The sequence below is a fragment of the Trichothermofontia sp. genome (genome assembly GCF_053493415.1).
In genome coordinates this window covers 23,972-49,808 of the sequence record NZ_JBRCAD010000039.1, presented here as the reverse complement: position 1 = coordinate 49,808, position 25,837 = coordinate 23,972, and the positions used below count along the sequence as shown (strand labels likewise).

Annotated in this window: 23 protein-coding genes; 10 read left to right on the top strand and 13 right to left on the bottom strand. The window is 56.6% G+C overall.

What is annotated here, in order from left to right; genetic code table 11:
- Window positions 1–1,433, top strand: a 1,433-nt coding sequence (locus tag ACWIUF_RS03940) for a glycoside hydrolase family 10 protein (RefSeq protein ID WP_448570924.1), incomplete at its 5' end; no start/stop codon positions are given.
- A 286-nt stretch (window positions 1,434–1,719) separates the two neighbouring features.
- Here ACWIUF_RS03940 and ychF read toward each other — a convergent pair.
- Window positions 1,720–2,811 carry a redox-regulated ATPase YchF gene (ychF, locus tag ACWIUF_RS03935; protein ID WP_448570923.1) on the bottom strand — a complete coding sequence of 364 codons (1,092 nt, stop codon included), beginning with the start codon at window positions 2,809–2,811 and terminating at the stop codon, window positions 1,720–1,722.
- A 226-nt stretch (window positions 2,812–3,037) separates the two neighbouring features.
- Here ychF and ACWIUF_RS03930 point away from each other — a divergent pair, with 226 nt between their 5' ends.
- On the top strand, window positions 3,038–6,016 hold the full coding sequence (locus ACWIUF_RS03930) for an MFS transporter (RefSeq protein WP_448570922.1): 2,979 nt from the start codon (window positions 3,038–3,040) through the stop codon (window positions 6,014–6,016).
- Between the two features lie 170 nt (window positions 6,017–6,186).
- Window positions 6,187–7,023 carry a Uma2 family endonuclease gene (locus ACWIUF_RS03925; RefSeq protein WP_448570921.1) on the top strand — a complete coding sequence of 279 codons (837 nt, stop codon included), beginning with the start codon at window positions 6,187–6,189 and terminating at the stop codon, window positions 7,021–7,023.
- A gap of 71 nt (window positions 7,024–7,094) precedes the next feature.
- Here ACWIUF_RS03925 and ACWIUF_RS03920 read toward each other — a convergent pair whose 3' ends face one another.
- Complete coding sequence (locus tag ACWIUF_RS03920) at window positions 7,095–9,344, bottom strand: CHASE2 domain-containing protein (RefSeq protein ID WP_448570920.1); 2,250 nt, start codon at window positions 9,342–9,344, stop codon at window positions 7,095–7,097.
- A 612-nt stretch (window positions 9,345–9,956) separates the two neighbouring features.
- Here ACWIUF_RS03920 and ACWIUF_RS03915 point away from each other — a divergent pair.
- Window positions 9,957–10,343 carry a hypothetical protein gene (locus ACWIUF_RS03915; protein ID WP_448570918.1) on the top strand — a complete coding sequence of 129 codons (387 nt, stop codon included), beginning with the start codon at window positions 9,957–9,959 and terminating at the stop codon, window positions 10,341–10,343.
- Window positions 10,344–10,423: 80 nt separating this feature from the next.
- Window positions 10,424–11,641 carry a homocysteine biosynthesis protein gene (locus tag ACWIUF_RS03910; protein WP_448570917.1) on the top strand — a complete coding sequence of 406 codons (1,218 nt, stop codon included), beginning with the start codon at window positions 10,424–10,426 and terminating at the stop codon, window positions 11,639–11,641.
- A gap of 15 nt (window positions 11,642–11,656) precedes the next feature.
- On the opposite strand, the gene ACWIUF_RS03905 is transcribed toward ACWIUF_RS03910, so the two are convergent.
- Together ACWIUF_RS03905 and ACWIUF_RS03900 are read right to left on the bottom strand one after the other, a co-directional pair.
- A complete protein-coding gene (locus ACWIUF_RS03905) occupies window positions 11,657–12,106 on the bottom strand; it encodes a GNAT family N-acetyltransferase (protein WP_448570916.1) in 450 nt (149 codons plus the stop codon).
- A gap of 43 nt (window positions 12,107–12,149) precedes the next feature.
- Complete coding sequence (locus ACWIUF_RS03900; protein WP_448570915.1) at window positions 12,150–13,505, bottom strand: hemolysin family protein; 1,356 nt, start codon at window positions 13,503–13,505, stop codon at window positions 12,150–12,152.
- A gap of 379 nt (window positions 13,506–13,884) precedes the next feature.
- Here ACWIUF_RS03900 and ACWIUF_RS03895 point away from each other — a divergent pair, with 379 nt between their 5' ends.
- Window positions 13,885–14,394, top strand: coding sequence for a DUF4330 domain-containing protein (locus tag ACWIUF_RS03895; protein WP_448570914.1), 510 nt, complete (start codon window positions 13,885–13,887; stop codon window positions 14,392–14,394).
- Window positions 14,391–15,878, top strand: coding sequence for a lysophospholipid acyltransferase family protein (locus ACWIUF_RS03890; protein WP_448570913.1), 1,488 nt, complete (start codon window positions 14,391–14,393; stop codon window positions 15,876–15,878). The genes ACWIUF_RS03895 and ACWIUF_RS03890 overlap by 4 nt, the downstream gene beginning before the upstream one ends.
- Here ACWIUF_RS03890 and ACWIUF_RS03885 read toward each other — a convergent pair.
- Window positions 15,875–16,441 (bottom strand): hypothetical protein, encoded by a 567-nt coding sequence (locus tag ACWIUF_RS03885; RefSeq protein ID WP_448570912.1) that lies wholly within the window; start codon window positions 16,439–16,441, stop codon window positions 15,875–15,877. The two genes, ACWIUF_RS03890 and ACWIUF_RS03885, sit on opposite strands and share 4 nt — an antisense overlap.
- A 130-nt stretch (window positions 16,442–16,571) precedes the next feature.
- Window positions 16,572–17,516 carry a glycosyltransferase family 9 protein gene (locus ACWIUF_RS03880; RefSeq protein ID WP_448570911.1) on the bottom strand — a complete coding sequence of 315 codons (945 nt, stop codon included), beginning with the start codon at window positions 17,514–17,516 and terminating at the stop codon, window positions 16,572–16,574.
- Between the two features lie 313 nt (window positions 17,517–17,829).
- Between ACWIUF_RS03880 and ACWIUF_RS03875 the strand changes: the two genes are divergently transcribed.
- Both ACWIUF_RS03875 and ACWIUF_RS03870 read left to right on the top strand, forming a co-directional pair.
- Window positions 17,830–18,114 (top strand): hypothetical protein, encoded by a 285-nt coding sequence (locus ACWIUF_RS03875; protein ID WP_448570910.1) that lies wholly within the window; start codon window positions 17,830–17,832, stop codon window positions 18,112–18,114.
- Window positions 18,115–18,266: 152 nt separating this feature from the next.
- Entirely contained in the window at window positions 18,267–19,394 is a 1,128-nt protein-coding gene (locus tag ACWIUF_RS03870) for a HetZ-related protein 2 (RefSeq protein ID WP_448570909.1), read from the top strand.
- 49 nt (window positions 19,395–19,443) lie between these two features.
- On the opposite strand, the gene ACWIUF_RS03865 is transcribed toward ACWIUF_RS03870, so the two are convergent.
- The 5 genes from ACWIUF_RS03865 to ACWIUF_RS03845 form a co-directional block, all read right to left on the bottom strand.
- Window positions 19,444–19,911 (bottom strand): SRPBCC family protein, encoded by a 468-nt coding sequence (locus tag ACWIUF_RS03865; protein ID WP_448570908.1) that lies wholly within the window; start codon window positions 19,909–19,911, stop codon window positions 19,444–19,446.
- Complete coding sequence (locus ACWIUF_RS03860; RefSeq protein ID WP_448570907.1) at window positions 19,908–21,359, bottom strand: GTP-binding protein; 1,452 nt, start codon at window positions 21,357–21,359, stop codon at window positions 19,908–19,910. The genes ACWIUF_RS03865 and ACWIUF_RS03860 overlap by 4 nt, the downstream gene beginning before the upstream one ends.
- A gap of 201 nt (window positions 21,360–21,560) precedes the next feature.
- The gene (rpsU, locus tag ACWIUF_RS03855) at window positions 21,561–21,740 is read right to left on the bottom strand and encodes a 30S ribosomal protein S21 (RefSeq protein WP_265902774.1); all 180 of its coding nucleotides are present in this window, start codon (window positions 21,738–21,740) and stop codon (window positions 21,561–21,563) included.
- Window positions 21,741–21,989: 249 nt separating this feature from the next.
- Entirely contained in the window at window positions 21,990–22,736 is a 747-nt protein-coding gene (locus ACWIUF_RS03850; RefSeq protein ID WP_448570906.1) for a DUF4230 domain-containing protein, read from the bottom strand.
- 181 nt (window positions 22,737–22,917) lie between these two features.
- The gene (locus ACWIUF_RS03845) at window positions 22,918–23,553 is read right to left on the bottom strand and encodes a GerMN domain-containing protein (RefSeq protein WP_448570905.1); all 636 of its coding nucleotides are present in this window, start codon (window positions 23,551–23,553) and stop codon (window positions 22,918–22,920) included.
- A 121-nt stretch (window positions 23,554–23,674) separates the two neighbouring features.
- Here ACWIUF_RS03845 and ACWIUF_RS03840 point away from each other — a divergent pair, with 121 nt between their 5' ends.
- Complete coding sequence (locus ACWIUF_RS03840; RefSeq protein ID WP_448570904.1) at window positions 23,675–23,815, top strand: hypothetical protein; 141 nt, start codon at window positions 23,675–23,677, stop codon at window positions 23,813–23,815.
- Window positions 23,816–24,126: 311 nt separating this feature from the next.
- Here the strand turns inward: ACWIUF_RS03840 and ACWIUF_RS03835 are convergent, their stop codons facing one another.
- Complete coding sequence (locus tag ACWIUF_RS03835) at window positions 24,127–25,074, bottom strand: protochlorophyllide reductase (protein ID WP_448570903.1); 948 nt, start codon at window positions 25,072–25,074, stop codon at window positions 24,127–24,129.
- Window positions 25,075–25,168: 94 nt separating this feature from the next.
- Entirely contained in the window at window positions 25,169–25,729 is a 561-nt protein-coding gene (locus ACWIUF_RS03830; protein ID WP_448570902.1) for a zf-TFIIB domain-containing protein, read from the bottom strand.
- Window positions 25,730–25,837 lie beyond the last annotated feature (108 nt).

Genomic DNA, 25,837 nt, shown 5'->3' with positions numbered 1-25,837 from the left:
CCCCCAGCCCGCCCAGCCTACCGCCCAGCCGTCCATCCCAACCCGGAATTTCCCTTCCCCAGGGCGCGATCGGGCATCAACGGGAATTTCGCGGAATCTGGGTAGCCTCTGTAAGTAACATTGACTGGCCTTCGCGCAAGGGGCTGAGTGCGGCCCAACAGCAGGCCGAACTGATCCAGATTTTGGATCAAATGCAAACATTAAACCTGAACGCCCTGATCCTGCAAATTCGTCCGGCGGGGGATGCGCTGTATGCCTCCCCCTACGAACCCTGGAGTAGCTGGCTGACGGGCACCCAGGGACAGGCCCCCGGCTACGATCCCCTCGCCTTTGCGATTCGGGAAAGCCGGAAGCGCAATATCGAAGTCCATGCCTGGTTTAATCCCTACCGGGCGCGGGTTAGCCCCAATGAGCAACTGGCGGCTAACCACGTTTCTAATCGCTACCCCCAATATACCTATCGCTATGGCAACCAGCTTTGGATGGACCCTGGGGCCAAGGAAGTCCAGGACTGGACCTACACCGTCATCCTTGATGTGGTCAACCGCTACGATATCGATGGCATTCACCTGGATGACTATTTCTATCCCTATCCCCAGAGTGGGGTCACCTTCCCCGATAGCAAAACCTACGCAGCCTACCGTCAGGCGGGTGGCACCCTATCCCTGGCGGATTGGCGGCGGGATAATGTGAACCAACTGGTCCAACGTCTTGCCACGGGGATTCGCGCAACTAAACCCCAGGTTAAGTTTGGCATCAGTCCCTTTGGGATTTATCGCCCTGGCCAACCGGCAGGCGTTCAAGGACTTGATCAGTACAATGCCCTCTATGCTGACCCCAAACTCTGGTTGCAGCGGGGCTGGGTAGACTACCTCGCCCCCCAACTCTACTGGCGGATTGACCCGCCCCAACAAAGCTATGCCCGTCTCCTTGACTGGTGGAGCCAACAAAATTCCCTCGGACGCCACATTTACGCCGGTAACTACCTGAGCCAACTGGATGGCAAAACCTGGACCAAGACGGAATTTGAGCGGCAGGTGGCGCTTTCCCGACAAAAGGCAACCCAAAATTCCTTGGGCAATATTTTCTTTAGTGCTAAGGTGCTGCGCGACAACCGTTTGGGGATTCAAGAAACCTTTAAAAACGCGCTCTACCCATCACCGGCCCTCCCCCCTACCATGCCTTGGCTCGACAATACGCCCCCCGCTCCCCCAACGGGTGTACAGGCCAGAGCGGGTCAAATTACCTGGAATCCAGGGGTTGCGGAGGTACGCGGGTGGACGCTCTATCAGCAGCAAGGCCCCACGTGGCAGTTGCTACAGATCTTGAACGCCAATACCACGAGTATGGCCGTCCCCCCCGGCACCTATGCCCTGCAAGCCGTCGATCGTCTTGCGAATGAAAGTGCCGCGATCGTGGTTACCGTCAATTAGCCTGTATGTAGCCTGCATGATGCATGAGCAACGACCAACAGACCAACTGGCCCTCACGAGTGCCACCAGTTGTAGCGAGTACTCGGTCAGCCGTTTCTAATCGGTCAACTTAGCGAACATTGCTACCACTCCCCGGCGAGGGTGGGATCAGGCGCGATCGCCTGCACCTGATTAACCCTCAGGCCATGCAGCCCAACGCAACAGCCTGAACTTCCATCCCTAAAGCCGCGCCACTACTGCCAACGTGGCCCACACCACCTCCCCTGGCGATCGGCATAAGCGATCGTTAAACATTAAACCGAAAGAGTAGGACATCCCCTTCTTGCACCACATAGTCCTTGCCTTCACTGCGGACGAGGCCCTGTTCCTTGGCGGCCTGCATCGAGCCAGCCTTAACCAGATCGGCATAGGCAACGGTTTCCGCCCGGATAAAACCCTTCTCAAAGTCCGAGTGGATCACCCCAGCGGCCTGGGGGGCCAACATCCCAGCGCGGATCGTCCAGGCGCGGGTTTCCTTAGGGCCAGTGGTCAAATAGGTGCGGAGGCCCAACAGATCATAGGTCGCTCGAATGAGGGATTGCAGACCTCCTTCCGCAACCCCCAGGGCAGCCAGATAGTCAGCCTGCTCCGCTGGGGGGAGTTCCACCAATTCCGACTCGACTTGGGCAGAGACGACCACCACCTTAGCCCGCTCCTGATTGGCGATCGCCCGTACCCGTTCGACTTGGACGTTCCCGGTGGCTAATTCATCTTCAGCCACATTGGCTGCATAGATCAGGGGTTTGGCCGTCAACAAATCGAGGGGCTGGATCACGCTGGTCTCTTCTGCCGTGAGGGGCAGTTGCCGGACGGAAGTTCCCTCGTTCAGCGCAGCGCTGAGTTTATCTAAAACAGTTAACTCAAATTGGGCTTCCTTGCTGGTGCGGGCCTGTTTGCGAGTGCGCTCCATGCGCCGTTCAATCTGGGCGAGGTCCGCCAGGGCCAATTCCAGGTTGATCACTTCGATGTCCCGCACAGGATCGATCGACCCGGACACATGGATAATGTCGTCATTCTCAAAGCAACGCACCACCTGGACGATCGCATCAACCTGGCGAATGTGGGAGAGGAACTGGTTCCCCAAGCCTTCCCCCTGGCTGGCCCCCTTCACCAAGCCCGCAATATCCACGAACTCAATCCGGGTGGGGATAGTCTGTTCCGAGTGGGAGAGTGCCGCCAACACGGCTAAGCGCTCATCGGGGACTGCCACAACGCCAACATTGGGTTCGATCGTGCAAAAGGGGAAATTAGCGGCCTGGGCCTTGGCATTGGCGACGAGGGCATTAAAGAGAGTGGATTTCCCCACATTGGGCAGTCCAACAATTCCGGCTCTTAACATGACGCTTAACGGGTTAGGGTGAAATTCAAAGGGTGCGGCAATGGGCCAAGCTGACTGATGCTACCATGTTCGCCGCCTAGCTCACGGCCACACCCTTTGGGTTTGCCCCTGGGCTTAGCGCAGTTTTAGCCCAGACGTAACTTGTTCTCGGCGGCGGCGCGTACAAGTCAGCGTAGGCAGGCTAAATTAAAGGCATTCCAACTAGGGGTGTCTCGACTTAGCTGGCATGATTTCAAAGATTCAGCGGCAATTCACGACCTCTTGGCTTGAGCAATACCTGCCTGGCTGGCTGAGGCAACGGCTAGACGCAGCACTGCAACAAGTCTTAACTTGGGTCAACCTGCGTCCTGACGAAGCCGGACGGACGTTTCTCATGTTTGCCTTCTATACCTGTTCCTCCGTGGGGTTGATCTGGTTAGAAGCGTGTGCCGTTGCCCTATTCCTCGATCGCTATGGGGCCAACTCCCTAGCCTGGATTTATATCGCCAGTTCGGGGATTGGATCGGGGCTGGGGTTCCTCTATGCCTGGTTACAGACAGTGTTGCCCTTGCGGCGGGTGGTGGTGCTCATTGCCCTGCTGCTGGCGGTGCCCCTCCTCTTTTTCCGCGTGGGGTTGGGGGTGGCAGCCTGGGTTGTGGTGACGGTGCCGCTGATGCGGTTGTGGGTGGAGGCTATCTATGTCCTCAGTGATTTGAACACCTCCATTACGGCAAACCAACTGTTCAATATCCGCGAGATCAAGCGCTCCTATCCCTTGATCAGTAGTGGGTTACTGGTGGCCGATGTGGTCAGTGGCTTTTCACTCCCCTTGCTGTTGCGGTGGATCGATCTCCCCAATGTCATTTTGGCTGCGTTTATTGTGATGACGATCGGGGTACTGATTCTGTTCTATGTCAGCCGTGCCTATCGTCAATCCTTTCCCGACACAGTGCGGAAACAACCCAAGCGCTCAGACTTTAATCGCCGCGTTCAGGGACCTCTGCGCCGCTACGTGGTCTTGATCCTCACCTTTTTCGTGTTAGCCCAAGTCCTCTTAGTCCTGATTGATTTTCAATACCTGACGCAGATTGAAAAGCGCTTTAGTGGAGCCGAAATTGCCAGCTTCTTAGGACTCTTTGGCGGTATTCTGGGGCTATGTGAATTGGGGGCGCAGTTATTTTTGGCTAGCCGCGCGATCGAATGGCTAGGGGTGTTCTTCTCCCTCATGCTACTCCCGGCGGTGATTATCCTGATTGGTCTGGCCTCCTTCCTCAACCTCTTTGTGGGGTTGCTGGGGCTGAAGTTTTTTGATGAGTTGCTGCACTATACCCTGGTGGCCAGTGTCGGCCCAGTGCTCTTCCAACCCATCCCAGGTTCCCTCAGCGCCCGCGTCCAGTCGGCAGTGCGGGGCATTGCGGAACCCCTCTCCAATGGGTTTACGGGCGTAGCCATTCTACTGCTCATTTGGCTCACGGGCCTGGCCTTCCCAGAACAGTCAGCCGCTTTTTTACAGCTCATCCAAAGTCGCCTATTTGTCTCTGGCATCATTATTCTGGCCGCCATCTGGCTAGTCGTGATTACCCTGCTCCAGCGTAACTATGTCAATCTGCTGGTCCTCAGTGCCGAGCGGGGACAACTGAGCTTACCGGACTCGGAGTCGGGGCTAAAGCAATATAAGGCTGCCTTTGTCAAAACCCTGGAGCGTCCTGGTCCGGATGCCGAAAAACTCTCCTGCATTGAACTGTTGCTCCAAATTGATCCCAAAAATGTGGGGGAGGTGCTGGCCCCACTGCTGCCTAGTTTCTCGCCGACGCTTCAGCGGAAAAGCCTGGAGGCGATGCTCACCCATCCCAATCCGGTATATCTGGCCCCGGTCCAAGCCCTGATCAGTCGATCGCTGCCGCCGGATGTCCTGGCCATTGCCCTGCGCTATGTGTGGCTGACGGACCCGGAACCGGATCTTAATCTCAACAAACTACGCCCCTACCTGCGTCCAGAGGTGGACCCGATCGTGCGCGGCACGGCAGCGGCCCTGATGTTGCGGCGGGGCAATCGGGACCAAAAAGCCGAAGCCACCAACTGTCTACGCCAAATGGTTACCCACAAGCGGGAACGGGAACGGGTCATGGGCTGCCGTGCCCTAGGGGAGGCCGACTATATGCAGGCATTGCGGCTGTATATTCCTAGTCTGCTTCAGGATGAGTCACTCCGGGTGCGGTGTGCCTTACTAGAGGCGATCGCCGCTACCCGCCTAGAGGAATACTATCCCTCCTTACTCCGGGCGTTGCACTACAAGTCCACCCGTAAAGCCGCCATGCAAGCGCTCGTGCGTTTAGAAAATGCTGCCTTGCCCATGCTCCTGGAGGTGGCTGCCGATCCGAGCCGCCCCCCCCGGATGCAGGCCGATGCTTGGGATGTGATTGGTCAAATTGGCACCCTGGAAGCCCTCGATGCCCTGGTGACTCATCTGGAGACTGCCTGGGATGCGCCTCGGCGGAATTTGTTGCGCATTCTGCTGAAACTTCCCTATGAAGCAGGCATTGAGGCCGTACTCGATCGCCTAGGCCGCAGTGGGGTGGAGCAGCTGATCAACCAGGAGATTATGTTTGTGGGCCAACTCTACGCCGCCCTGTTGGATTTTGACCCCATGCGGTTAATGGGGGCCGAGGCGGACCTCCTGCGACGATCGCTACGGGATATGATTACCGACGCCGAGGAGCGGCTCTATCTCCTCATGCGTTTTCTTTACCCAGCAGAGGCGATTCAAGCGGCCCGGTTTAACCTGCGGGATGCCTCCCATGCCAGTAAGGCGCGGGGGTTAGAAATCCTCGACAATACCCTGGATATTCGCAGTAAGCGGACCCTACTGGTTTTGCTCGATCGCCGCTCGGATCAGGAAAAGCTGCAAAGTTTAGCCGCCGATTTCCCCTATCAAATGCTCTCCCCCAGCGATCGCCTGCGACACTTGGTGGACCTGCGCCATTTTCTCGCTGAGTGGCCCCTGGCTTGCTGTTTCCATCTAGCCCGTCGGGAACGCTGGAGCCTAAGCCCTGAATCCATCCTGGCCTGTTTACACCATCCAGCCGGAGTGGTGCGGGAGGCCGTGCTGGCCTATCTACGCATGGCGTCCCCACGAACATTACGGGAATTGTTGCCGCAACTCAACCATGATCCCAACCCCATCGTCCTTAGTCTCGTACAACAAATGGTCGCTGAACTGGGTTAAAGGCGGACTCGGCCAGGGGCTTTATCCCCACGGCTCAGTATCCTCACAGCCCGGTATGGGTTTGGCCACCGTGTCCCCCCCTTAGCCGTGGGGATTGCGGCTGCCGATCGGTCCCTATGTTTCAGGCAAACCGATTAAAGTGAAAGATAATACCCATGTGCTAACTGCCTATGCCTGCGTCCGCCCATCCCACTCCGCCCCAAGAGGCCCTGCCGGTTATCGTGCCAACCTCTGACACTGACTGGCCTGAAAGCAATTGGGACCCGTTCGCGGGTGAAGAAATTATCATTCCACCGAGTGCTCTGGAGAGCGACGAACCCCCCTTGGAAAGCGACCTACATCGCAGTCAGATTGACCTGCTGATCCGCCTACTGCACTGGCTATGGCGAGCGGGGCAAACAACCCCACCCGCCAACTATCGCACGGATTACTATGTTTCCGGTAACACGACGATTTACTACAGTCCGAATCGGCAGAAAACTGAAAGGTTTCGCGGTCCCGATTTTTTCGTAGTCCTTGGCACCGAGAACCGTCCCCGCAAGAGTTGGGTCGTGTGGGAAGAGAAAGGCCAGTATCCCCATGTGATTATTGAATTACTGTCCCCCTCAACGGCTAAGGTCGATCGTGGCTTAAAAAAACAACTCTACCAAGAGACCTTCCGCACGCCTGAATATTTCTGGTTCGATCCTTATAGCCTCGAATTCGCGGGTTTTTATCTCGTGCAGGGGACCTACGAAGCGATTGAACCCACCGCACAGGGTTGGTTGTGGAGCCAGCAGTTGCAGCTATATTTAGGTATTTATCAAGAGCGGCTGCGGTTTTTCACGCAAGCGGGTGAGCTAGTGCCCACCCCCGAGGAAACAGCCGCAATCGAACAACAGCAGGCAGAGGCAGAACGGCAACGGGCCGAAGCGGCCCAACAGCAGGCAGAGGCAGAACGGCAACGCAATCAAATGCTGATGGCCCAATTACGAGCGTTGGGGGTTGATCCAGATCAGACAATCTAGTGCTAGCGCGATGGCGGGAAGGTCAAACGGCATCTCCCCTAGGCGGTGAAGGCGTGGGGGAGATGGGGTGCTTAACGGTTATCGGTTAATTGTTTTAAATCCTGGAGAACTTCCATCGCCGATCGATAGCGATCGGTAAAGAAATACCAGGTCATTTTGTCAATAATCGCCCCAAATTCTGGGGTAACCTTTGCCAACGGTCGCCAGTTCAGTTCCCCTGAATCCTCATCCCGTGGCAACTTCGTAGGGGGAATGCCCGTGAGTGCCTGAATGCAGATCATTCCTGTGGCATATAAATCACTACTGAGATTGGGTGAACCTAACAATTGCTCTGGCGGCGCATAGCCACGGGTTCCGATCGCGACCGTCAGCGCCTCCTCATCTTCATTTGCATAGGGGTTGAGTTGTTTGACCGCACCAAAATCAATCAAAACGGGGTGCTGATCACGCTTGCGAATAATGACATTACTGGGCTTAATATCCCGATGAATGACATGGGCGGCATGAATCGGAACCAAAATTTCCAGCATCCCCTTCAGCCAGGTCAATACCCAATCCTCCGGCTGGCGTTTATCCGCTGGCAATAAATCACACAAAGATTGACCTTCAATAAACTCTTCAACCAAGTAAAAATCATTCTCCGCTTCGTCTTCAAAATACGCCAGAAGTTGAGGAATATATTTTTGCTTACCGAGGGTTTCCAGGATCTCAGCTTCCGCCTTAAACAACCGTCGAGCAATCTCCATATGGCGGGGATTCTTTTGCGCCAGCAGTAATCGCTTCACCACACAAATAGGTTTGCCGGGACGGTGGGTATCCTCCGCCAGGTAGGTTTGGCCAAATCCCCCGGTTCCCAGTAATTGGGTGATCTGATAGCGATCGGCCAGCAACGGTTGGGTATGGCTATCCCGCAATATCAACGATACCGGGCGATCGACTAACCCGGTGTGTTCTTCCAGGACGGTCTGCATCAGCAGCAGTTCATCATCCCGCACCTGCACCAGCTTCGCCAGCCGTTGTTGTTCCTGGTAAAGCTGATAGGTGACACAGGCCATGACACCGCCCCCCGTGGCTACCCATGCGATCGCTGGGGTGACGACGGGAATCCAACCGCCCAGCAAAAAGCTGCCCATGCCGATGCCCGTGATCAGGCCCAAGCCCACCAGGAACAGCCCGCCCAAATGGAGGGGATGGCGAACCCGATAGGCCAGGATGGCACCGCCAATACTCCAAGCGCTAATCCAAACCACCTCTAGCCATTCCGGCCAAAACCAGAATAGGGGCCGCTCCCCCAGGACTGCCGCCATAATTTGACTGGCTTGCTGGGCATGGATCATCACCCCCGGAATCATGAAGTCCCCCGCCTCCGTGGCACTATACGGGGTCGGAAACAGATCCTTGCCGCTAGGAGCCGTTGTTCCAATCAGGACAATCTTATCGGCGATCCAACTGGGGTCAACTTCCCCTGCCAAGACCTCACCCAAACTGACAAGCCGCGCCCCTTGCTTATAGTTGCGGTAGTTCAGCAGCAGTTGATAGCCCGCTGCGTCGGCATGACGATATCCACCAGAATGGGGTTGCAAGGGCTGAAAGTGGGCTTGGCCCCATTGGAAGCGACCCCGGGAGTCGGCGGGAGTCGGCAATAGCCCCTCCTGGGATAAGTAGGCTTGGGCCAGCCGCAGCGAGAGGGAATACATGGTTTGATCGTCATCAACCGTGCCAAACAGCAGATTCCGCCGCACCACATTGTCCGTATCCACCACCACGTCGTTAAACCCAATTTGCTCTGGATCAACGCCCGGTGGGGGAGGCACTTGGGTTGTTGCTAAATCGCCCAAGCTGGTAATGACGATGACATTATCCAGTTGAAGTTGGTGAATAAAGGCCGCATCCTGGGGATTATCCCGCAGGATATCTAAGCCAATCAGGCGAGCCTGTTGCGCCTGCAAGGTAGCCAGAAGTTGGGCCAGGATGGCGTCAGGGATCGGCCAGCCATGCGTCTGAATATCGGCTTCGGTGATCCCCACCACCAACATACGCGGATCAGGGGGGAGCGGTCGCCGTAAACGCACCATTTGATCGTAGGTGGCGACTTCCCCTGCTTCTAGCCAACCCAGTTGCCGTGTCCCCAGCACTAACCCCAGGGTAATCACCGTTGTGACCACGATCGGCTGCCGTAACCCGTGGCCCAGTTGGCGGAAGGCGGCCCCCGATCGGACCTGGGCCATCACCACGTTCGCCGAGCGGGTGATGAACGATCGCACCCCCTGCCAGGATTTCAGCAGGCGATCCTTACGGGTTTCTGAGAGCGGTTCGTTCATGGACTCAGACAGCACTTAGGTTCTTCTGACAATCCGTAAGCATCCCTCCAGAATCAATGTCTGGGGAGGTTGAAGCTGGGCCAACCTCATGGCCAACTCTTCTCTAGTCTAGGGTAGTCTAGTCTAGGCAACGCAGGCAGCGATGCACCCATCCCTACACCGCATCTCTGCACGGCATCCCTGCACCGAACACCCCCTCCCGCATGGGACAAGGATGGGCTGATTGTCTTGCGATCGCTGAACAGGGCGGTCTATGCCCGCTGTCTCAATGTCATCCCGGATATCGCCTATCCCAGATATCCCCCCAACTGACAACTTCCCCCCATAACAACAGGGATGAAATATGAAAAAAAACAACACTCAGTCAGAGCAGCCTATCCACAGGGTAGACTACGAATAGTATAGATAGTGCGTCAGTGAAATTGCTGAGTACGCCCAGGACAACACCGGATAATGGTTATAGAAGTTTATGAGAGAGTGTTGACATTACTACTTTTACATTCTTGATTGATTGCTAATTCCGATCGCTCATTCAGCCGTAAAGCGCGTCAGAATTTGTGTCAGATTTGCATCAGATTTGCGTTAAGTTTGTTGGAACTTCGGAAACTGCTCATGACTGCTCACGCCTTTGATAGTCACGCTGCCACCTGCCCGGTCTGTAATCGGATTCGGGCGGAGTTATCAGGCCAACTTTTGAGTGGTTTGTTTGTTTGTCACCAGTGTCAGGAACGGTTAGTGATTAGCCAGAGTGGGCATTTTGTGCGCGATCCGTTCCAAGCTTCCCAACGGGCGATCGACCAAATGCTGCGCCGTCAAAGCCACCCGCTTGTCCGGATGTGGCGGGATGTCGGGTTTCAGCGGCAACCGTTGTGGTGGGTGGTGCTGAGCAGCTTTTGCCTGTTGGCACTGGCGACGTTCCTGTTTACGCCTACCTCTGATGCGTTACCGGAACACTTTGATTTTTTTGATCCAGCCATACAGGCCCAGAAGTCGGATTAGTCGGGATTCGTCGGGATTCGTCAGCTTAGTTCGGATTCGTCGGCTGAGGCAGTAGGGGGAGCGGAGCAGGGGGAGAGCGCGTGCGCACGCTGGCCGAAATCAATCAGAAAATCCGTCAGCAACGGGCTGTGGTGTGGACGGTGGAGGAACTTAAGGCGCGGGTGGCTGAGATGGGCATCACCGCAGCGGCTCAGCAAGTGGACGTGATCACCACAGGTAGCTTTGAGCCAGCGGAGTCTTCTGGTGCCATCCTCAACCTGGGACATACGGACCCACCGATTAAGATTCGCCAGTGTTGGCTGGATGGGGTGTTGGCCTATTCCGGCTTTGGGGCCGTTGATCTCTATCTGGGGGCAACCCAGGCGGCCCAAGAGGTCCCTAGCCATGAGGCGATCGATCTCGATGATGGCTATGCCCTCTCGCCGCGCACCCGTGGCGGTGGCCATGTGATTGCCGATCTCATTGCGGGCAAACCGATCGCATTGCGGGCGATCGGGCAGGTGACGGATTGTTACCCTAGGGCTTCGTTTGAAACCACCATTACCCGTGAGACGATTAATCAGTTTTATTTGTTTAACCCGCGCAATCTCTACCAGAATTTTATTGTGGGGGTGAATGGGGGCGATCGCCCATTGGCGACCTACTTGGGGCCGCTGCAACCCAACCTGGGCAATGCGGTCTATTCCAATGCTGGCGAACTGGCCCCCCTGTTTAATGATCCGGAATTGCAATTGCTTGGGATCGGCAGTCGGATCTTCCTGGGAGGAGGGATTGGCTATGTGGCCTGGGAGGGTACCCAACATTTTCCTTTGCAAAAACGCCTGCCTAACCAGACCCCGATCGGACCTGCGGCGACGCTAGCCACGATCGGCGATGCGAAACAAATGGACCCGGCTTGGGTGCGGGGCTGTTACTTCAAGGGCTATGGTCCCTCGCTGATGCTGGGGATTGGCATTCCTCTGCCCGTATTGCATGAAGACGTGGTGGCCCGGTGTACGGTTCGGGACGCGGACTTGGTGGCCCCGATCGTGGACTTTGCGATTCCCCGCCGGGTGCGGCCTACCTTTGGGCTGGTCAGCTACGCCCAACTGAAATCCGGCTGGATCACGATCGAGGGTAAACGGGTGCGCACGGCCCCCCTGACCAGTATTTACCTTTCGCGCCAAATTGCCGGGGTACTCAAACAATGGATTGAAGCAGGGACTTTTTTGTTGACCCAGCCGGTTGCCCCCTTGCCCAGCGATCGCACGTTCCTGCCCCAGGATGTCTGGGGTGCCCAGAGTATTCACGAACCCTAGCCCAGGGAGGACTGGCTAGATTAGCCACTGGGTCATGATGTGACGATCGTGGGCTTCATAACCCGCATTCTGGTAAACCTTTTGTGCCCGTTGGTTGCGATGGGCGACAGCCAAATGGACGGCGCTGATTCCTTCACTGCGACAGGTCGCGGCGATAAAGGCCAGGGTGGCTTTACCAATCCCCTGCCCCCGGTAGGCAGCCCGTAAATACAATTCGTCAATCCAGGCATCGCGCCCGTGGAACTCCAGGCTAAAGCCAAAGGTTAAGACCACATACCCCGCGATCGCGTCCGCCACTTCGATCAAGTAGATTAACCCGTAGCGTCGTTCAGCCAAAATTTCCTGCAACGCCTGACGAGCTACCGCCGCATCAAAAGTCAGGTGTTCGATCGCATAAAACTCCGCCAATAGCCCCAGGAGTGTATCTGTATCGGCGGGGCCAGCTAAGGTAAAGTTGGGTGCCATGCCCTTCCCCCAGAATGCGGCTGTGGCAGTCTCTAGAGACGACCTAGTCTAAATTATCCTTCTCTTTGGGATCTTCACTGGATTCACTGGTTTGGGGATGCAGGGGAATCACCAACACTTTATCCACCCGGTTGCCATCCATATCCGCCACTTCAAACCGGAAATGATCCCACTCAAAATAATCCGCTGCCACGGGAATGCGACCGAGATGGGTGATCACAAAACCGCCCAAGGTATGAAAATTCCCCCGTTGCTCCCCCGGTAACTCTGGCAACAGGAATAACTCGCGAAAATCCTCGATCGCCATCATGCCATCCAACAACCAGGACCCATCCTCCCGCTGGACCGCCTCCGGTTCCTCCGGGGTACCCACCGAGGGAATATCCCCAATAATCGCCTCCAGAATATCGTTGAGTGTCACTAACCCCTGAATCACGCCGTATTCATCCACCACCAAAGCAATGTGGGTACTCGCCTGTTTGAATAATTCCATCACCTTGAGGCCCCGCGTACTTTCTGGCACGTAGACGGGTTGGCGGAGGGCCGAGGTGAGTTCAATGGGTTCGCCCGCTAGCCCCCGCATCAGTAAATCATTCACCTGGACAACACCGAGCAGATGATCCAACCCGCCCTGGCAAACAGGGAAGCGCGTGTGGGGACTTTCAAAAAGCTTGCGGTGGTTCTCCTCGGCGGTATCTTCAAGATCGAGCCAGACAATATCAGGACGGGGGGTCATCAGGGAACTCACCCGCATATCGCCCAACCGAAACACCCGCTCCACCATTGCCTGCTCCACTTCCTCAAAAGTGCCCGCTTTGGTCGCCTGCTGGATCATGACCTTGATTTCCTCCTCGCTGATGGAGGGTTCGGCCTCGGAATGCTCGATCCCAAACAGGCGCAGGATAATTTCCGTAGAGGCACTGAGGAAGGTGACGATCGGATAGGCCGCCGACTCCAGACAAAGCATGGGACGGGCCACGATCATGGCAATGTGTTCGGGGTGGTGTAGGGCCAAGCGCTTGGGAACCAGTTCGCCAATCACCAGGGAAAGGTAGGTGATGCCCACCACCACCGTGACTAGGGCGATCGCATCGGCATAGGGGGCCAGAAAGCGCACCTGTTGCAGAGCCGTCGCCAAGGTTTGGGAGAGGGTAGCCCCCCCAAAGACCCCGGCAACAATCCCAATCAGGGTAATGCCGACTTGCACAGTGGACAGGAACCGGTTGGGGGATTCAGCCAATGCCAATGCCGCTTCCGCCCGACGATCGCCGCGATTGGCCAGGTGTTGCAACCGCGCCCGACGGGCCGAGACAATCGCAATCTCGGACATGGCAAACACGCCATTGGCCAACAGGAGCAAAAAAATGATCAGGAATTCCAGAATCACAACAGGGGGCATGACACCTCAGGACATAACGCGCCTCACGCAATGGGCTAACCCCGGCCAGAGTCCCCTGCCTTTGCCTCGCGCCCATCCCATCACCCGATATTGGGTGTGTAGTTGCCCCGATCGCCAGTGACAACTATGCAGCCCATCTGCCCACGGGGGCAAATCATCGGCACCTGGATGCCGGTGTCCTTGCTTCATGGCTTACTGAGGGACGGTAGGCTATCGTTGGTTATGATCGTATCGCGCTGATTCATTGCGGATAACCTATCCACAACTAGGGTGAGCATACCACACAAAACCCGTGTCACCCTAGCGTTGACAGGCACCGGACCCAAACCTGATACCATAGCAGTCGAGTTAGCAGTCGCGTCATTCTAGGGCAGCGGGTATGAAGATATTAGATGCTCACGGTCGTCTCTTTGGGAAGGTCAATGTTTTAGATTTGGGGGCAGTCCTCATCATCCTTTTAGTGCTGATCGGCATCTTTTTCAGCCCTGGCAATCCCACTTCCTTAGCACAAGTAAGTACCGTTCCGGTTGAGTTTGAGGTGATGGTGCGCGGGTTGAGTGTGCGGAATCCCCAAGCCTTGTTCCAAGTGGGGGACAATACCAGCCTGGTGATTCGGAATCAACCATCAGGCAGTGTCAAAATTACCAAAATTGAAGATCCGGGCCGCAGTGTATTTGTGCCCCAGCCGGATGGGTCGGTCGCCCTTAAACCCGCCCCTGGTCTAGAAACCCCCTTTACGGCGGATTTCCTACTGACCCTCGCGGGACAGGGACAACTCACCGGGGATGGCCCCGTGCTAGGGGGCAGTAAGGTCAAAATTGGCCTACCCGTGCGCCTAGAGGGCAAAACCTACGACTTCAACGGCACGATCATTGATGTCCGGGCATGAGGGACCAGCGGCGGCAGCAATGGGTTGAATCCCGTGCTCAACCAGCTCTTGCCTTTATTCCACCCCAGCTAAACCGTTGGGTCTTATGGGGTGCCTATGCGGCGCTACCGCTGCTACTGCGGGTGCGGTTACGGCGCTGGTTACCGGCGGGTATCTGGCCCATTGTTTGTGACGACCCGGCCCCGTTGGTCCAGTGCTTCCAGCAATTTCAAGCGGGGGAAATCCGTCTACTGCTTGCCTTTCGCCATAGTCAGGTGGATGATCCCCTAGTCATGGCCTATCTGTTCTCGCGCATTCTGCCCCAAGCCGCCCGTCGTCAGGGGATCTCCCTAGGTTCCCCGCTCCATACAGCCTTTATGTACGATCGCGGCATGACCCTGTGGGCAGGGCGGTGGCTGGGTTGGTTTTTCTCCTGTTTGGGCGGGGTCCCGGTACGGCGGGGGCGACAGATGGACCTCAAGGCCCTGAAAACCATCCGGGCCTATCTCCAGCACGGGGAATTCCCCCTCACGATCGCGCCGGAAGGGGCCACCAACGGCCACAGTGATCGGGTCAGTCCGTTAGAACCGGGCACCGCCCAACTCGCCTTTTGGGGGGTTGAGGATCTACGCAAGGCGGGCCAGTCCCAACCATTGCTGATTGTGCCGATCGGCCTGCGCTATAGCTATCCCCACCCCAATTGGTCGGCCCTCGATCGCCTGCTCAGTCAGTTAGAAAGGGATACAGGACTGCCCCTAGCATCATTGGCCCACCCCCACACCGCCTCCCTCACAGCCTACTATCAACGCCTATGCCATCTGGGGGAACATCTGCTAACGCGGATGGAGCAGTTTTATCAACGCTTTTACCCCACCCAAGCTGGAGCGCTTGATCGGCCTGCATCCGTGGGAGCCGCTGGGGAAGGGGCTACGGGTGCAGCCGAGCCGTCTACCGGCGAGCGGGGAACAACCGCGGGGGGAACGCTCGCCCCCCGCCTTGCCCAGGTGTTAGAGACGGCCCTACGGGTGGGGGAAAGCTACTTTGGGTTAGCCAGTCAGGGGAGCCTCGCCAGCCGTTGCCGCCGGTTAGAGGAAGCCGGATGGACCCAAATCTACCGCGAGGATCTGGGTGCCCTGTCCCACTTGCCGCCCCTAGAGCGGGGACTCGCGGACTGGGGTGCCACCACGGCCAGCCTCCACCTGCACCACATGCGCCTAGTGGAAAGTTTTGTCGCCGTTACGGATCACTATGTGCGCGATCGCCTCTGTTTCGAGCGGCTGGCGGAAACCACGTTGATCCTGTTTGATCTGGTGGAGCGGGTGAAGGGCGTAACGATTCCCCGACGCCCCCAGCTTGGCCAGCGTCAGGCGGTTTTTACCATCGGGACACCGATCGAGGTGAGTCAGCGTTGGCCCAGTTATGCCCGCGATCGGCGATCGGCCAAGGCTGCTGTCGCGACCCTCACGGCTGACCTGCAAGCGGCCCTGGAAGCCTTGATTCCCTAAAATTCTTCCTGCGAAGGCGATAGGCCACGCCGTTTGCGAGCTTCCATTGCCCGCTCCAGCAAATTCAGCAAACCGGGAGCTTCCTCCTGCAGTCGCAGCAGCAAACGCTCCCCCTCTTCCAAATCGCCCGGATCTTGGCCGGTGCGCATCACCTCACGCAGACGGGGCATAGCAATCTCATCCACAATGCGGACAAGGGCATCCAAACAACGATTAAACTGGCGCTCCGTGAGTGTGGCATCCTCTAGGGGGAATTCAATAATGGCGCGAATTTCACCATCCGAGGGATCATATTCCCACTGCAACATCTTGGTTTCCCAGGAAATACAAAGCATCGTCTGCAAAATTGCCGCCTTATAGGGATGATCCTTTACTCCCGTGAGAACCTGGGGCGCATAGATCTCGAAGAATTCCCCCTCTTCACCTAACTCAATGACGATCAGGAACCGCTCGACATTCTCAGCTTGGACGCCCGTGATAATTTGCGAGGCTTCCGTATCAATGCGATAGGTCCAACCGTGGTGATCGAGGTAGCCAGCAATTTGCTGTAACGTTGCGCCCATAAAAGTTTAGTGGTCGTTGTCCGCGCCGATGGTGTGTAGTGTACCCCAGATTGACATCCTTCCCTGCTGGGTCGCACTGCGTTTGACCCAGCCTACCGAAATTAAGTTGACAGGGCACTGGGCGATGGGATTAGCCGCCAAACATTTTAGCCAGAATGGTGTCCGGGCTGATATCCGCCAGCTTCGGGGTCGTCGATCGCACAGTCAAGTACTTATCGCCCTTGGGCACAACGGGGAGGGCGACGCTGCTTAAGAGGGCGATCGTATAGGACTGCACCGCTATGGCTAGCTGTAGGGGAGCGCTATCGGGCGCAATGACTAAGTTAGCCGCCGCAATCATGGCCGCTTGTTGACCGATCGCCGCCGGGGCCGTCGCCTTGATCGTTGGGCAAAGCTTCAGCACTTCGGCCACGATCGCCGAATTGTCTGGGGTTTGCAAGATCACGACGGGTTGTTCTGGCTGACGCGCCTGAATCCCTTGAATGACCTGCTGCCAAGCACTGGCGGGATAGGTGGAGGTTGCCGCCTCAACCAGTTCGTCATACAGCAAAATATAGCCCGTATCTTTAACGCCGAGGCGGGTTTGTTCCGCTTCCGCCCAGTCAATATCCTTACGCGGGACATTGATGGCCAGGTCGGGGCAAGGGGTGGCGATCCCTAGCCCCTGGAGCAAGTCATGGTAGGTATGGGCGAGGTACTGCTCTGGTTTGAGGGGGACCGGATGGGTGAGGAAAAGACTGCCCGGTTGCTCGGCATAGCCGACCCGTACTGGAATCCCCGTTAGCCAGAGTAAAAAGCCCGTCACCCAACCGGAGGCCAGGGAAATCACGGCGTCAAACTCCCGATCGCGCATAATACCCAAAAGGTTGACCAGATCCGCTGGACTGCTGCGATCCTGATAGTCAAAGGGCAGCGCCTCATGGACCGATCGACACACCCGATAGGCCGCCTTGGCACGGGGTTCCACGAGGACATCCAATTGCGCCTTGGGGTAAATGTGCTTGAGATCGTCCAGGGTGGGAAAGCAGAGAATTTGATTGCTGATGTCACCGGGAATAAGAACTAGTATCCGCATGGGGGCTAGGAAGAGATAGGACACGGGACCTAACTAATATACTCTGATCCTTCCACCCCAAACGGGGTGATCGAGCGGGGAGAGCGGGGGAAATCAGGTTGGCAGTTCTGGCGGATCTCCGGTTTATGTCCATGCCCAGGGTACCCACAACGCTTGCGATCGGGACTGTTTTCCGGTCCTGTGCGTATTTGCCTATGGACATTCGGGAAAATTTTTGCTCGATCGGGACCCCTAAGCAGATGTTCCTGGGGAGAGGGCGCTAAACTATGAAATGATCGTTAACGATTAAGGTGTGGTGGGAGTGGACGTTCAAATGAATCGCCTTGAGGCGATCGTGCAGCAAATCGGCGATGCCGTGCTGGCGACGACGGAAACGGTCGAACGGCTTTCCGAACGGGTTGATGCGCTGTCGATCCAGGTTGAGCAGCAGGCCAATCAGGTGCAGCAGCAAGGTTATCAAATTTTTGCGTTGGGGGATGCCGTGCAAACACTCGCCAATAATCAGGATAACTCGCTCCAACGACTAAATCAGTTGACTGAGGCTTTGCAATCCCTGTTGGAATTCTTGGAAAACCACGAATCGGTGGGCAGTCCCTAGGGGGCTTGTCTAGCGGAGAATCGGGACGGCTGGTGCGGGCCATTGCCCCTGGCTCGTCCGCAACAGACATCATTAACACCGAACGATTCCTCGCATTGTTACAATCTGTCACTATCATTGAACTTAACGTGCTTATGCAGGTCGCCCCTCCCATGACATTGGCTGCAACTCTGACCGCAGAATGGCAACAGCGCCTTCAGGAAGACTGTCCAACGCTTAAGCCTGCTGCCAGAACAGCCATTATCAACTGGCTCTTGGGGGAGCATCCCGAAACGTTGGAGCAACTGGATGCTGATTTCCAGGTCATTACCCGTCAGGCAATGGACTATCGTTATCGTATCCTCCGCGCCCGCTACTTGGAGGTGTCGCCGGAGGCGGGCCATCGATCGCTGATGAAGCGCTTGGGCAGTCTTTTCTTGATTCGCCAAAAGATCAAAACCTGGGTGGCCCTCAGCCGCGATCGCCAGCGCACGGTGATGGATGTGGTGCAGGAGGTGGTGCAGGAGTTATTGCAAAACGATCGCAAGCTCCAGCGGCAAATGCAGTGGATCTCCCAATGTACCCCCGATCCACGTCTGCGCAATGCCTTGCTATTAGCCAGCCTAGAGGAATATTGCCTGCGGCCCGTGCGCAACCAACCCCTCTTTGTCTATCGTTTTGTCAACTACCTACGACGGACCCAACGGGGGGGCCTCACCCAAGTACCTGCCGGGGATTTGGTGCGGTTGGTATCAGAGGAAGTGGCCCTGGATGAAACGGATAATCCGGTGAGTTTGTTCGATGCCCAGGCGATCGTCCAGTACCAGGAGGCCCAGGAGTGGGAAGAGCGGCAAACGGCGCGTTTGAAGGTGCAGCGGGAATTTATGACCTACCTGGAGGAGCAGGTTGAACCGTTAGCGGCCCAGTGGTTACGGCTTTACCTACAAGGGTGTACCCAAGAGGCGATCGCGGAAACCCTCAAGGTGCCGATCAAGCAAATCTATCGCCTCCGGGAAAAGGTGAGTTACCATGCTATCCGTGTCTTTTCCATCAAGTCCCAACCGGAACTGGTGGCCCACTGGCTAGAAACGTCACTGAAGGAACATAACCTGGGCCTTACCCCCAATCAATGGCAACACTTCTGGGATAACCTCACGCCGACCCAACAGCAACTCCTAACCCTGCTACGGGCAGGGGCCAAGGTCGAAGCGATTGCCCAACAGTTGAAGTGGAAAACCAGCCAGGTGACGAGTGAATGGGGCAAACTCTACCTCGCGGCGCTGGATCTGCGGAATCAGTAAATCGGCGGCTGGAGAGATTTTGCCCCCGAAAGTTGCCTCCTAAAATCGATTAAGGGTGCCCAATGGACTCGGCTACCTGCCGTAACCGCTGCAATTGCGCCTGCATATCGGCCTGGGTTAGCCGACGGGCCAATAACTGAAACCCTAACGCCACGATCGCATTGGGAATGACAAACTCAAACCGGTTCAACAACCGTGTTCCCGTTCCCTCCGGTTGACATACCCAGCGATCGCGGCCTTGGAAAAACCCCTCAAATTCCCACACAATCAGCCCTGGTTGCCGCTCGACAACTCGATTCTGTAGGGTAGGTTTGAACCAGGGAATCTGGATCACAAAGCGACTCTGGCAACCAATGTCGGTACACCACAGCCCGATCGGTTCACAGCGCAACAATGGGTTTAACCAGCGATGCATCAACGTCAAGTCGGTTAAACATTGCTCCACCGCCGCCACTTCAGCCTCAATCCAAATCGACTGCTCTAACACTTGGGGAACATCTGAAGGGGTAACGGTCATGATTCCGCTCCCGCTTGTCCTTGTAACCGCGCCCGTAATTCCGTCTTAATCCGACTCAAAATGGAGGTTTCGTCCAAGGCGGCCAAAATCTCACTCACCACGGCTTTCGGACCATCCGGCCCCCAGGTCGCTCCCTGGGCTAAATAGGTTTTCGTAATCTGCCCAATGCTATAGGACGATACCCCTGCGACCCCGGCCTGGGTCACAGCCACCGATAGGTAGGGGGCTAAGGTTGCTCCGCCGGTTACAGGAGCCGATGCCCCCAGGATGCCCTTTAGCCCACTCAGGCCCAAATTCGCCAGCAGTTCACTTGCGCCTATACTCCCCATGCTCAGGGCGATTTTTTGCAGCAGGTTCACGGCTCCGGTCTCGGTCATGGCAATCCCATATAGCCGGGAGAGGGTCAAAATCATGGCAACATCGATGATCGCCCCGCTGAAAATATCGACCACCGTCACCGGATTCAGGGCGATCGCCAATGCCTTCATCATCACCGCATTCCAAATAACCTGGTTAGCCGCCTGTTCCCGGATGGCTAACTTCCGCTGGACAACCTGCTCATTCACCTCGTCGGCATAAAGCATGGTATTCAGGGCAATGAGCGCCTTGCCTTCACGATCGAGAATCTCCAGGATCTTCAACTTGAGGGCCTCCACTTGCGGGGGACCGGGTTGCAGTTGGAGGCGACTTTGGCCGTCCCGCTGGACCCATCGCGGGACGAGGGGAGCCGCCGCCGCCATGACGATCTCATCCGGGGAGAGGAGTTCCCGTACCCGTTGATCCCGAATGGTGGCGTAGATCAGGTCGCGATCGGTGTCTGGATACTGATCCACCTTGTTAAACACCAGGAGAATCGGTTTACTGGCCTGCCGCAGTTCCGAGAGGGCCTGGTGTTCCACCCGCGTCATGTCACCCGTGATTACAAACAGGATCAGGTCCGCCTGACGGGCCAGTCGCTTGGCGAGTTGCTCCCGTTCCTCCCCAGCGACTTCATCAATTCCAGGGGTATCGATCAGTTGAATCTGGGCCTTACCACGTGCTGATAACGTGACTCGCACAATGGTGCGATCGCGATCGTCGGGATCGGCACTGGCCATACCGGCTAGATTTTCCCGTTCTACTGACCAGTCCACCCGCTGGATCGATCGCGTGACTCCATGTGTCGGTCCGGTGGTAAAGACGGGTTGCCCCACCAGCGCATTCAGCAGCGACGATTTCCCTCGGCCCACCAGGCCAAAGGCGGCAATATGGATCACCGATCGTTCGAGTTTATCCAACATCTGAATGAGGCCCCGAAGCTCCGGCTCTAGGCCCGCTTGCTCCTGGGGTGTCAGATCAAGCCGCACGAGTAACTCCCGCAGGGCATCCTGGGCGTGTTTGTAGTGAAGATCCGCTTGAATCGCGGTGAAATCGAGGATCGTTTGCTCTAGCTCTTGCTCTGCACTCATCACGGGACCCCTGAAAACCAAAACGGACTTTGCCACTCGACAAAGTCCTGTCCAATTTCTGACGCCGATTTTGCCTGACGCCGACTTGATGCCAACGCTAACCCTTTACTGAATACTCAACTGAATACTCAACCGCCGACTGGGTCAGCCCAAGACCGCTTCTGGCGAACAACGCCACTAGCGTGCCTACCCTAAAACGGGTTAACGATAGCGGCGCTTGCGGCGGGCGGCAACGGCTTTGCGCTTCCGCTTTTCTTGGGGGGTTTCGTAATGACGGCGATACTTCACATCTGCCAAAATCCCGGCTTTGGAAACTTGGCGCTTAAACCGACGTAATGCCGACTCAATTCCTTCATTTTCACCGAGAACTACCTGAGTCATTCCTTGACCACTTCCTCCTGTTTTGACACTAACGACAAGGTATGGGTCCCCCACTGCCGCGCGAACCGCGATCGCAGGGGCTAACCGCCGATGATAGCTATTCTCTGATTCTAGGGTACAACGACTCCCTCCGTACTCTAGCAACGATTTCGGTCTCTAGGGACGATCGGGCAGGGCACTCCCTGGAGGTGGCGCACCCCGGCTTATCCCCCTGCGCGACTCTCAACCCTGTAGAACCTCAATTTGATTTTAGGGCGTGGCTACTGTTACCCCATCGGGTTGGCAAGCGTCGGCAGCGGGGGCTTGGGTTTTCACCTGCACAGTATCGTAACCAGACAAGGTCAGCAGTTGGGTGACGGCCACTGCCGCCCGTTCATTGGCGTCCTGCAAAATTCCCTGATTGCAGGCGGTGGCCAGGATACGATCGAGGGTGGTGCGTTGGGCCAGTTGTTGCAGTGCGGGTCCGGTATCGGGGCCTAGGCCCAGAAAGCCGCGATCGTATTCATATACCGACGATTTGGTCACATCAATTTTGCGATCCAACACTTGCGGTGGGGGCAATGTAATGACCACCTGGCGATCGTTCACCTCCACATGGGCCGGGGTTAGTTGGCTCAAATCAACCCCCGCCCGCACCTCACCGTGGGCAAGGTAGAGCAAGGTGGTCGTACCAATAGTCAACTCACCCAATTTCCGCTCCTGTTGGGCTGGCACCATTGTCTCCATTGCAAAGACCGCCGTCGTTAACTCGCTGGCATCCCGAATCTGATGCACGATCAGAGCGCGACGATCGAGCGTTGGCTCCGGTTCCGATAGGGTTAACCACTGCCCCACCGTATTGATCACATTGGCCCCCGTCTGCCACATCCCAAGCAGAATCAGGGCCGTCGTCAAGCCAGCTCCCCCCGCTGCCAGCAGTAGGAAATTACGCAGGAGTAACCCCGTATGGGCAGCGGGGGACGGGGGCGCGATCGGGTCCTGGCTGGATAACGGCATAAGTGTTAAGGGTTCCTTAGATAAGGGTGAAGACTTCGGCGAGCGCGTGACCGACGGTGCCATGCCCCTACAATCGCCTATGCCTATGATGCCGAATTTCCCTGGCCTTTGTGGGGGATTTTGCCTAACTATCCCCCTGCATGAGCTGTCAATGCTACGGCCAGAGCCGTGGGCTGCCAGGTCAAAGATCGTAGTTTTCTTCAAAGGCAACACGGGTCATGGGTTGATCGACCATAATGCCTTCCCCACCTAAGACTTCCAGCGGTTTACCCGCGATCGTCAGCCAAACATTAGCATTGGGATCAAGGGTTGTAGCCGTATAGAGCACCTGGGCCAATCGCCCGGACATGGAGCTACTGCCCCCCCCCGTGGTGAACTCCGGTGACAAATCCACATGAACGCCATCCGGTGCCACCTTCAGGTCGAGGAGTTGGGTACCCGTCGGAATCGTACTGACCATGCCTGCCGTTTGCGCCTGAGGACCCGCCAGCAGTTGATTAAACGCCGCCGCTAGGGCGGCCTCTCCCTTCAGGGATTTGGCAATGCCGACTGGGCTGGGAACGACTTCTAAATGGGTGCCCGTATCCCGTAGCCAGTAAACTGCTAGGGTCTGCTCGGCAGGGGCCGTGACCTTGGGCGGCGTTACAGACGAGACTTCTTCTTCAGGGATGGGGAGCGGTGGTGTCTGGGAGGGATTAAACGATCGCCAGGTCCACCAAGCGGTTACCCCCGTCGTCAACAGCAGGAGAGTTGACAAGCTGACCAGGATGCCGGGAGGGGGCATACGGCGAGTTTTGGGAATCCGTTGGTCTTGCATATATACGCCTCCTGGGAACTGGTTGTCGGCTGGATACCCGATCTGGGCTGGGGTTGCGCCAAGCACGATCGGGCTACTCAAATCTACAGGCTTACGGGAATGGCTTCCTGACAAATTAGCGATGACTCAGCCATTGGTCAAAGCCGCCATAGCGGCGAACCGCGATCGCTCGGCTACACGGGATCTATTCCGATTTTATCGCTGCCCCCCAGCCAATGAGGATGGGATACCCGTGCGGTGCCCCGATCCCAATCCCCTATAGTAGGGACGGATACCCAGCCGATTCGTTTCCCCATCCCCACCGCTCAGGATAGCTGGAGGGTCCCCCTGTCTCCTCGTGCAGCCCACAACGACAGGAGGCCATGTTTGTCGTGCTGGCTTTAACCGACAACAACTAAAGTCGTTACTACGAACGTTGGGAAGCTGATGTTGACTGTACGAGTACAGCGTCAGGCTTAAGATGAGAGGCGCTCGACAAGGCTTCAGCTCGAATGGATAAGTCCCGTTCGCCCTGAGCCTGTCGAAGGGTCTTGGAGTCTATCTACAACCCTACAATTTAAGTCTGACAGCACCCTAGGTCAGGTAGACCAACTTAGCGCTGAGATCCCACACCCGTTGGGCCATCTCGTCATCCCGCGCTTGGGGCGAGACCCGTTGTTGGAACGCCTTGCGTCCTTCCTTTTGGCGGTTCCCCCAACTCCAGTAGGCTCCCGACTGGCCAAACTCTGGATCAGCAACCACCATCGCCAACCGCTCCCCAGCTAGCTCTTGGGACACATAGCCCTTGGTGATGTACTTCTGGAATAGGGGGAAGAGTTTCTGGAAGAGGGGATAGTGGTTGCGGAAGAGCGGCGTCTCGGCCACGCAACCGGGATAGAAGGAACTGAAGACAATGCCCGTAGACTCGTGGTAACGGCGATGCAATTCCCGCATCGTGAGTACATTGCAAACCTTGCTTTCTTTGTAGGCCCGGACTGGCTCAAACTTTTTGCCATCAATCATCGAAATCGGCGGCTTAAACCCAGCGGTAAACCCTTCCAGATTACCCAGATTGGGACGAGGATACACCTTACCCCCCACCTCATCCGGGTTGTGGGTCACCGTCCCCAGCAGAACCAGGCGCTTAATGGGTGATTGTTTCAGATCCTCCAGCATTAAATTACACAGGAGAAAATGCCCCAGGTGATTGGTGGCGACCGTTAGTTCATAGCCCTCTGGACTCCGCAGGGGTTCCTTGAGCAGCGGCATATAAATGGCGGCATTGCAGACCAAAGCATCCAGCCGTCGCCCCGTGGCCCGAAAAGCTTGGACAAAGGTGCGCACACTGTTGAGGTCAGCAGTGTCGATCGGCAAAACGGTATAGCTACCGGCGGGCATCCCCATCTCCTGGGCCGCGTTCTCGGCTTTCTCCAGGTTGCGGCAGGCCATAATCACATGCCAACCGCGTTTCGCCAGTGCTTTGGCCCCGTATAAACCAACGCCAGACGAGGCCCCGGTAATAATGACAGTGTTTTCTCCCATGCTCTTCTAATTCGTTTCACAAACGGCTACATTTTCCAGGATCGCATACCCCTGAACGGATCGCACCGCTTTCCCTAATTTCCCTAGCCCCGACTTACTGATCAAACCGCCGCATGAGGTAGGCCACGCCAAAATCTCCATTGGGATGCTGCTTCAGGGCTTCAGCTAGCTCAAACACCTGCGCCGCCAGTTCTGGACCAAGTTTGGCGATCGTGGCCTGTCGCTCCTGATCGGTTTGGGCTTTCTCCCGTACCCGCGCCTGCCATTCACTGGAAAATAGCCGTTCGATCGTGGTGTGTAGTCCTAATTTCTCCAACACTTCCCACTCGCCGTGATCGCACCAAATCCCGGCACAGTTGGGACAGCGCTCAACATAAAAGGGGGTTGATAGTCCAACCTTGGCACGGGCCAGATAGTGTTGGCATTCGGGGCAAAGGGCGGCCTTCGTGTCAAAAGGTGATTGCACAAAATCCACATCAAGGACCGCTGGTAGCTCCTGGGGTAGCGAGACCAATGGCGGCTGGGTTGCCTGCCAAGCCTCATAGTCGGTAGAGCGAATCCATGTCCCCTTACAGTCTGGACAGGACTGAACTGGTAGCTTCTCGGCTAAGGTGTTGGCCACTAGGGGAGTTTTGCGATCTTTAGGGCACTGCACGGTAATACGACGATAGGGTCTGCAAAGGCCAAAAGCGGCTCGTTCCCCATGATGCTGGATTCAGGGACGTTAAGCAATAAGGCAATGGGTTCACTGGGGGTAGGGTAG

Bases quoted from the DNA above. Each gene is read 5' to 3' on its own strand.
- ychF (WP_448570923.1), bottom strand. From the start codon at position 2,811: ATGTTAAGAGCCGGAATTGTTGGACTGCCCAATGTGGGGAAATCCACT.
- ACWIUF_RS03930 (WP_448570922.1), top strand. From the start codon at position 3,038: ATGATTTCAAAGATTCAGCGGCAATTCACGACCTCTTGGCTTGAGCAA.
- ACWIUF_RS03925 (WP_448570921.1), top strand. From the start codon at position 6,187: ATGCCTGCGTCCGCCCATCCCACTCCGCCCCAAGAGGCCCTGCCGGTT.
- ACWIUF_RS03920 (WP_448570920.1), bottom strand. From the start codon at position 9,344: ATGAACGAACCGCTCTCAGAAACCCGTAAGGATCGCCTGCTGAAATCC.
- ACWIUF_RS03915 (WP_448570918.1), top strand. From the start codon at position 9,957: ATGACTGCTCACGCCTTTGATAGTCACGCTGCCACCTGCCCGGTCTGT.
- ACWIUF_RS03905 (WP_448570916.1), bottom strand. From the start codon at position 12,106: ATGGCACCCAACTTTACCTTAGCTGGCCCCGCCGATACAGATACACTC.
- ACWIUF_RS03900 (WP_448570915.1), bottom strand. From the start codon at position 13,505: ATGCCCCCTGTTGTGATTCTGGAATTCCTGATCATTTTTTTGCTCCTG.
- ACWIUF_RS03895 (WP_448570914.1), top strand. From the start codon at position 13,885: ATGAAGATATTAGATGCTCACGGTCGTCTCTTTGGGAAGGTCAATGTT.
- ACWIUF_RS03890 (WP_448570913.1), top strand. From the start codon at position 14,391: ATGAGGGACCAGCGGCGGCAGCAATGGGTTGAATCCCGTGCTCAACCA.
- ACWIUF_RS03885 (WP_448570912.1), bottom strand. From the start codon at position 16,441: ATGGGCGCAACGTTACAGCAAATTGCTGGCTACCTCGATCACCACGGT.
- ACWIUF_RS03880 (WP_448570911.1), bottom strand. From the start codon at position 17,516: ATGCGGATACTAGTTCTTATTCCCGGTGACATCAGCAATCAAATTCTC.
- ACWIUF_RS03875 (WP_448570910.1), top strand. From the start codon at position 17,830: ATGAATCGCCTTGAGGCGATCGTGCAGCAAATCGGCGATGCCGTGCTG.
- ACWIUF_RS03870 (WP_448570909.1), top strand. From the start codon at position 18,267: ATGACATTGGCTGCAACTCTGACCGCAGAATGGCAACAGCGCCTTCAG.
- ACWIUF_RS03865 (WP_448570908.1), bottom strand. From the start codon at position 19,911: ATGACCGTTACCCCTTCAGATGTTCCCCAAGTGTTAGAGCAGTCGATT.
- ACWIUF_RS03860 (WP_448570907.1), bottom strand. From the start codon at position 21,359: ATGAGTGCAGAGCAAGAGCTAGAGCAAACGATCCTCGATTTCACCGCG.
- rpsU (WP_265902774.1), bottom strand. From the start codon at position 21,740: ATGACTCAGGTAGTTCTCGGTGAAAATGAAGGAATTGAGTCGGCATTA.
- ACWIUF_RS03850 (WP_448570906.1), bottom strand. From the start codon at position 22,736: ATGCCGTTATCCAGCCAGGACCCGATCGCGCCCCCGTCCCCCGCTGCC.
- ACWIUF_RS03845 (WP_448570905.1), bottom strand. From the start codon at position 23,553: ATGCAAGACCAACGGATTCCCAAAACTCGCCGTATGCCCCCTCCCGGC.
- ACWIUF_RS03840 (WP_448570904.1), top strand. From the start codon at position 23,675: ATGACTCAGCCATTGGTCAAAGCCGCCATAGCGGCGAACCGCGATCGC.
- ACWIUF_RS03835 (WP_448570903.1), bottom strand. From the start codon at position 25,074: ATGGGAGAAAACACTGTCATTATTACCGGGGCCTCGTCTGGCGTTGGT.